Origin of the sequence: Desulfuromonas sp. CSMB_57 (assembly GCF_020194955.2) — a bacterium.
In the GTDB taxonomy this organism is placed as follows: Bacteria; Desulfobacterota; Desulfuromonadia; order Desulfuromonadales; family Syntrophotaleaceae; genus JAFCIY02.
In genome coordinates this window covers 1-7,133 of record NZ_JAFCIY020000079.1, presented here as the reverse complement: position 1 = coordinate 7,133, position 7,133 = coordinate 1, and the positions used below count along the sequence as shown (strand labels likewise).

5 protein-coding genes are annotated in these 7,133 nt (G+C 59.0%); all 5 read right to left on the bottom strand.

Features of this window, described 5'->3' with window-relative positions; all coding sequences use genetic code 11:
- Nucleotides 1-108: 108 nt before the first annotated feature.
- Nucleotides 109-846: an ABC transporter permease gene (locus JQN68_RS14250; RefSeq protein WP_225073771.1), complete on the bottom strand. Its 738-nt coding sequence runs from the start codon at nucleotides 844-846 to the stop codon at nucleotides 109-111.
- Nucleotides 843-1,817 (bottom strand): ABC transporter ATP-binding protein, encoded by a 975-nt coding sequence (locus JQN68_RS14245; protein WP_225073770.1) that lies wholly within the window; start codon nucleotides 1,815-1,817, stop codon nucleotides 843-845. The genes JQN68_RS14250 and JQN68_RS14245 overlap by 4 nt, the downstream gene beginning before the upstream one ends.
- A gap of 106 nt (nucleotides 1,818-1,923) precedes the next feature.
- Entirely contained in the window at nucleotides 1,924-5,490 is a 3,567-nt protein-coding gene (locus JQN68_RS14240; RefSeq protein WP_502799366.1) for a DUF748 domain-containing protein, read from the bottom strand.
- On the bottom strand, nucleotides 5,480-6,061 hold the full coding sequence (locus tag JQN68_RS14235) for a hypothetical protein (RefSeq protein ID WP_225073768.1): 582 nt from the start codon (nucleotides 6,059-6,061) through the stop codon (nucleotides 5,480-5,482). Before JQN68_RS14235 ends, JQN68_RS14240 begins: the two co-directional genes overlap by 11 nt.
- Nucleotides 6,062-6,612: 551 nt before the next feature.
- A partial coding sequence (locus JQN68_RS14230) for a hypothetical protein (protein ID WP_249621276.1) occupies nucleotides 6,613-7,133 on the bottom strand: 521 nt, incomplete at its 5' end.

Below are 7,133 nucleotides of genomic sequence, written 5' to 3'. Positions count from 1 at the left end.
TACTTTTTGTGGCCGTTTGGACAAAAAGTAAGGCGTCAGCGGGACGCGACCCGCGGTCTTGCCTTTGCTTTCTGGATTATTAAATCAGACTCCTCCCGGCCGCCACCCTTACATAATCCACCGCCGCTGAATATTCCGCAGACTGGCTCTGAACAGCACCGCGCAGAACACCAGAAGCATGAACAGATCGAGGACGAGGGGCAGGACGTGACCGCCGTGGACCGCGCCGTGCAGGAGATCGGCGCCATAGGTCAGGGGCAGGAGGTATGAGAGGGGGCGCAGATACAGGGGCAACTGGGCGACGGGAAAAAACAGGCCGCAGAGAAACATCATGGGAAAACGGAAAAAATTGGAAAAGGTCTGGGCCTCGAACATCTCGCTCACCGCCACCGCGATGAACAGCCCCAAAAAGGTGGAGGCCACCGCAATCAGCAGCACCGCCGGCAGAAACAATACCCAGGAAAATTTTGGCAAATCGGTGATGATTCCCGCCATGACCACCGGCACGAAGGCGTTGGCCACCCCGAACAGGATGGCGCCGCTGGTCTTGGCCAGCATCAACAATTCCAAGGGGATGGGCGCCAGCAGCAACCGTTCGAAGGTGCGGGTTTTTTTCTCGAAAGTTACCGTCACCGCCAGCATGGAGGTGGTTCCGAACAGGATGGAGACCGCCACCACCCCCGGCAGCAGAACCGCGATGTCTTCCGGGCCCCGCCCCGATTTGACGAAAAACATGCCCGTCCACGCCAGGGGGAAAAGGATGCCCCAACTGATGTTGGGCGGTTTCAGGTAGTAGGTCCGCACGTCCTTGAGCAGAATGTTCCAGAAGGCAATCCAGCGTTTCATCGGCCGTTACCTCCCCTTTCCTTCTCCTTGCCCATGACCCCGGTTTCGATGCCGGTAATCCGGACGAAGACATCCTCCAGGGACGGCCGCATCCGCTTCGCCTCCGCCACTTCCGCTCCATGCTCTTCCAGAAACCGCAGCAGCGGTCCCACCCGCAGGGCGGCATCCCCCTCCACCCGCACCAATTCCCTGCCGGGAAAGGTAAAACTGAATTCGGTGAAAGCCGCGGCAAGTTCCTCCCGGAGATCCGGCAACGGATGGGCACAGGCTATCTGCAGCACATGTTGTTCCTTTACGGGCTGCAGCAACTCTTCCACCGTATCGATACGCACGATGCGACCCCCAACGATAAAGGCGATGCGGTCGCATAGCCGCTCGGCCTCTTCAATATAATGGGTGGTCAGGAAGATGGTGGTACCGGCCTGATGCAGATCGGCGATAAGCTGCCGCAACTGGCGGGCGCTGGCCACGTCGATGCCGGTGGTCGGCTCATCCAGAAACAGGATCTCCGGATTGTGGATGATGCCGGCGGCAATGGTCAGCTTGCGCTTCATGCCCTTGGAGTAGCCGCCGAACTTGCGATCCGCCGCGTCGGACAGACCGAAGGCATCCAACAACTGATGGGCCCGAAACTGCCGTTCACTCTTGTCCAGGCCGTGCAGGGCGGCACAAAAGCAGAGATTTTCAAAACCGGTGAGCTCCGCGTAGAGATTGCTCTCGTCGGGCACCACGCCGATGAGTCCCTGGGCCGCGCGGGGAGCGGCGGAACAGTCGATGCCGCCGATGTGAATGGAACCCGCATCAGGTCGCGCCAGACCCGTCAGCATGTTGATGGTGGTGGTTTTGCCGGCGCCGTTGGGCCCGAGAAAACCGAACAGTTCGCCGCGGGCGACGCGGAACGACAGGTCGGACACGGCTTCAACGGTGCCGAAATGTTTGGTCAGTTCGTCGACGACAATGGCATCATTCATATTTGCAGGTTTCCTCGCAGGAATGAGAACTGGAGTCCCGACCAAAAATGTTTCGGGTAGGACTGAATGACTGTCAGCAAAAGCAGGCGGCGCACGCAGTGCGCCCCTACTGGATACCGAAGGTAACGCGGTGGCCCGGTCCCGGGACTTCGGGAGGCCCGATGCTGATGCGATGGGCCAGGGTCGGATCCAGGGCGATGAAAGCCTCGCGCAGATTTTGCGCCCGTTCCAGGGCCAGTCGCTTGAGAGCTTCGTCATCCCGCGGATGATGTTCCCGGATTTTTTCCATCATTTCCTGGGGCGGCAACTCCCGAACCATGCGCAGCAAATTCCGCGGCTTGTCGAACGGCTGCTCGGCATAGACCTTGAACAGCAACTCCTGGTATTCGTCGGCATCCACCTGCGGACCGATTTTGAGTTCCTCCGGCTTCACCGACGGCCGCTCCTTCTTTGGCAAACCGGCATGCTTGATCTCCTGCATGCGCCGCAGCACGAAGGCCTCCGCCAACTGGTCCCGATCCTCCTCGTCGGCCTGCGGGATGAGGCGCAGCTTGATATTCGGTCGTTTGTTCAGCATGTCGACCAAGGCCGGCAGGCCCGCCGCATTTTCCGCCAACAGACGCCCGTCTCCGGGGGCAAAGGGAACATACTCGAACCCCTCTCCTCCCAGACCCAGCATGCTGCCCAGCAGGGCGAAGGGCGAGGTCACGGCCTTCATCAGCAGATTGACGATGACCTTGAAGATCAGGCCGCCGATGCTGAAACTCGGGTCGTTGAGATCGCCGTGCACCGGCAGGGTGATGTTGATGTTGCCCGCCGGATCCTGCAACAGGCTGACCCCAAGCTTGACGGGCAGATTGGGTGCGTCGGGGGATTGTACCTTGTCGCCCAGGGCCAGGCTGTCAAGCCGGATGCGGTGAGTCGAATCCAGCCGACCCTGTTCGACCACGATCTTGCTGCTGAGGGTAAAGATGCCCTTTTCCATGGGATAGGCGATAAAGCGCTCGGACAGAGGTGACAGGGGGGTCAGATTCAGAGCCCGCAATTCCGTCTGCAGATCGGCGTGGGCGTTGGCCTGCAACGGATTGATGCTGCCCTCGCCACGAATGGGGGCGCCGTCCAATTCTCCGGAAAAGACGATCCGGGCCCGGCTTTCCGGATTGCTTTCCAACCCCTGGATGGTGACCGCCAGTTTTTCCAGACGGTTGCTCAGGGCCGGCTGGTAGCGAAGATCCCGCATCCGCAAGCGTCCCTCCCTGACCGCCACTTCACCCAGGCGCAGGAAGGGCGTGGCACCGGGATCGGCCTTTTTGACCGCTTTGGCTGCCGTCCCGCCACCGCCGGCAGCGGGACGCGCCGCCAGCAGGCGGGCCACGTTGGTGATCCCATCGCCGGCCATGATCAGGTTGAAGTCGGGTCGCACCAAGGTGACCTGGCCGGCGACATAACGCTGCCGCCGGGTCTGAAGATCCAGGTTTTGCACCCGCAGGGTGCGCATGGCGGCGAATTCCTGCTTGCCGTCCAACAGGGACAGGTGATCCAGCGACGCCTGCCCGCGAATTCGCACGTCGGCCGGCCCCGCTCCGCTTCTCATGGAGGTCTGCAAGGCCATGGACAGGGTTCCGGCACCAAGGCGCAGATTTGGCGAAACCTGGCCCAGGAGGGGGGAAAGGGGTTTCAGATTAAGCCCATCGCTGCGGACCCGCAAAGTCAGAGCGAGGGGATTCAATGCCACTTGGCCATCCACGTTCAGGCTGCCGCCCTTCTCCCCGCGACCACTCATCACCACCGCAAGCGGCACCTTTTGGGCTGAATCGAATCCGCTGACGGAGGCGGACAATCGCTGTAACACCGCCGTGGAGGTTTCGCGGGGAGCTTCAAGGCCGACCGCCAGGCGACCGTTCTGCAGTTTGAGTTCCGCCAACCGGGTCTGCCACGGCTTGGCATTCCCGGCGGCGGGGGAAGACGGACGGCCACCGGGCTTGGGCACGGACGGCCGCAGTTTCATCAGGTCGATGACACCGTTGCGGTCACGCCGCGCTTGCACCTCGGCACCGTCCAAGAGCAATTGCCGGGCCTCGATCTGCCGGTTGGGAATATCGACGGTCAGGTCCGACAAGGCCAACTCTCCCAGCCGAAAAAAGGTTTTGCCGGTATCCTTGCGCTGCAACGCCAGATTCCGCAGGCCCAAGGTTCCCTCTTTGAGCAGCAGGGCCGCACCCTCTTCCCGGCCCGCCATTTCCAACCGCACCGCACCGCTGAAATCCCCCTTTTCCAGGGTAACGGGAATCCCGGTCGCCGCCAGATAGGGCTGCAAGCCGGCTACCGGCAGGTTCTCGAGGCGCATGACGACATGGCCTTGCAGAGGATCGGGGGCTACCTTGCCCTCCAGGGTCAACTGTCCGGCTTCATTGAGATTCATGACCGCTTTTACGACGGCGGGGTCAGCCCCGGGCAGATGCAGCCCGGACACGGTAATGGCAAGGTTGTCGGCCCTGGCGGCAAAACCGCCGGGCACTTTGCGGTCCTGCCACAGCAGCCGTCCCTCCCGCAGTTCAAATCGAGCGACATGCAAGGGTAGCGGCGGCTTGTCCTCCTCCCTGTCGGGCGGAATATTCATCCAGGTCAGCCAATCCAGCCGGCCATCCTCCAGCAAAACCAGATGCGCCTCCAATCCGCGCGCCGCCACTTTCTTGAGAGTCATGCCTTCCGGGGTATTGAGGCTGCCGGCGACTTCAACCATCAATTGCGGCAGGCGCAGAGCCTCCTGTCCGTCCGGTCCGACAATGGCCAGTTCCGCCAGGTTTGCCGTACCATCGAGGCCCAGGCGGATACCGCCTGCTGGCAACTGGACCATGCTGAACACGAGATCGGTGGTGAGTTGGCCGTTCTTGAGAACAGCCGTGGAGAAAGGCACCAGGTAAGGTTGAAAATGCACCAGTTCCAAGCTGTCGAAACGTATGTTGAACTCGGTCCGCAACTGTTCGGCAAAGGGGGTCAGTCGCCCTTCGACCCGGAGCGGACGGCCATTCACCACCCCTTCCAGAAAGGGGTTGATGGAGCGATCCCGGTGGCGATTCAGGGTCGAAGTAAAGGGAACAAACAGCGCCAGGTCGGCCACGGTATGCTCCGCCTGCTTGATATGGTCACGAAAATGCACATAGCCGCCGCGAATGGCCAAATCGTTGATGACCATTCCGAACAGATCCAGACCCGGCCGGGTTGCGGCGGTTTCCGAAGCAAGCGGCGACTCCTGTTCAACAGAATCCGTCCTTTTGCCATTCCGGCCCAGGTCGTTGGATGAAAGCGTCCCATCCTGACGCAAGGCCAATTCCAGCCGGGGATTGAACAACTGTACATCGCTCACGACCGGGGCAAAACGAACCAAGCTGCTGGGGCTTACCCGAACCTCAAACCGCTCCAGGCTGAAAAAATCCGCGCCATCCGGCAAGGGAATGCGCAGGTTGTCGGCCGCGAGCCTGAGGGTAAAGGGATTGAAACGGACCTTGGCCAGGGTGCAGGCACTGCCGAGCTTTTCGGAAAGCCGGCTTTCGGCCTGGTGGCGCAGAACCGGCGGCAGAATCAGGCCCATCAGCACCGCCCAACCCGCCGCCACCGATACCACCCAGACAGCCACCCTACGGAGCCGTTTTCCATGGGAGCTAAAAATCATATCTGACCCCCGCCCCCACCAGGTTGGAACCGCCGCTCACCCCGTCAAACAACCCGAAGACCCCGGAACGATGATGGACCCGCAGAAAATAGGTCCATTGCGGATATTTCGGCAGGGATGCCGCCAATTCAAACATCAGATAGTTCAGTAGTTTGGAAGTTCTACCGTGTTTTTCGACTTCAATTTTCGGATCTTCGGTGGCATAGGAAAGTCCTTCCCCCACCGCAAAACTGGTATCGAGATACCGGTCCCAAGGGAACGGCAGCCAGCGCAGAACCACCAAGGCGTTGATTTCAAAGTGATTCATATCCCCAAAATGTTTGACCAACTGTCCTTCGGCTTCCAGGCTCAGATAATGTTTATAGCCCGTCAAACCTCTCCCGACCAGCAGCGCCACGGCATAGGAGTCCGCGTATTCCCGATCGGAAAGCACCTCTTTCAAGGTATCGTACACGGCCCTCCCGGCATAGACACCCATATAGCCCCGGTCCCCGGCCCAGGCTTTGTCACAGCTCATCACCAAAAATGCCGGCCCCAGCAACAGAAAAGCCACAACCGCCAATCCTTTCATCGGAGCCTCCCTTTTCAATAACATGCGTACTTGAAAAACTTCTCTTTTAAAATCAATTATCTGCAGATGAACACCAGATAAGATCTAAAAGTCAAAGACAGATATTACCACCCGCTCGCTGCGCTCACTCGAGCCACAGAGGACACAGAGGAAAAGCAGGAGGAAAACCTTAAAGCCTATGTTCTTGGGTTAAAACCTTAAAACGGTTCCAGGTTTTATCTGTGTCCATCTGCGTTCATCTGTGGCAAAAAAAAAGGTTTGCAGCGCTTTTCTCAGATTGTACCTCCGTGTCCTCTGTGCCTCGAGCGAAGCGGGTGGTAAATATAGGTTCTGGGTTTAAGAATTTGTCTGCGTAAATCTGCGCAATCTGCGTCTCATAGATTTTGACATCAAGGTCAAAGGCATTTTAGTCGCAGATGGCCGAAGATGAACGCAGACAAGGCAAAAATCAGAAAATCTATTTCTATCACCCGTTCGCTGCGCTCCCTCGAGGCACAGAGTTTTATCTTTTTCCATCTGCGTGCATCTGTGGTAAAAAAGAGGTTCTAAAGTCAGCGCACATATCCTGTCGCACGCCTCGGACCTGACTCCATTTCCGCCCTGATGCGAAAATAAACGAAGGGCAATCCCGCCAGCAGAGCAATAATGAATGCCAGTAAGCCTTTGGCGATACCATCCAGCAGCAGATGCCAGCTCAGGCCGCCCTGCAGCACCAGGAGATCACCAATCACACTGGCCAGAAAAAAACCACCGCCGATAATCAGGGACGCTTTGAGGTATTTTTTGATGAAGCCGTGCACCGCCATGCTGGCCATGAGTGCAAACAACGACCAGAAAGATAAACTCCACAGGGCTCTGTGTCGATCGGCCGGACTGCTCTCCTCTCCAAAATGTTGGCCTTCTTCGCGTCCCGCCTCTTCCGGGAGCCACAACCCTACCATCACATAATGGGCAAAACGCCCTGTCAGGCTGGAACCGTTGGGATTGCCGGCAATCCCGCCAGATGGGGCGTCCGGAGAGCCATCGGCCCCATGGGCAGCATAAGTCCCATAGAACCCGCCACCGGAACCGC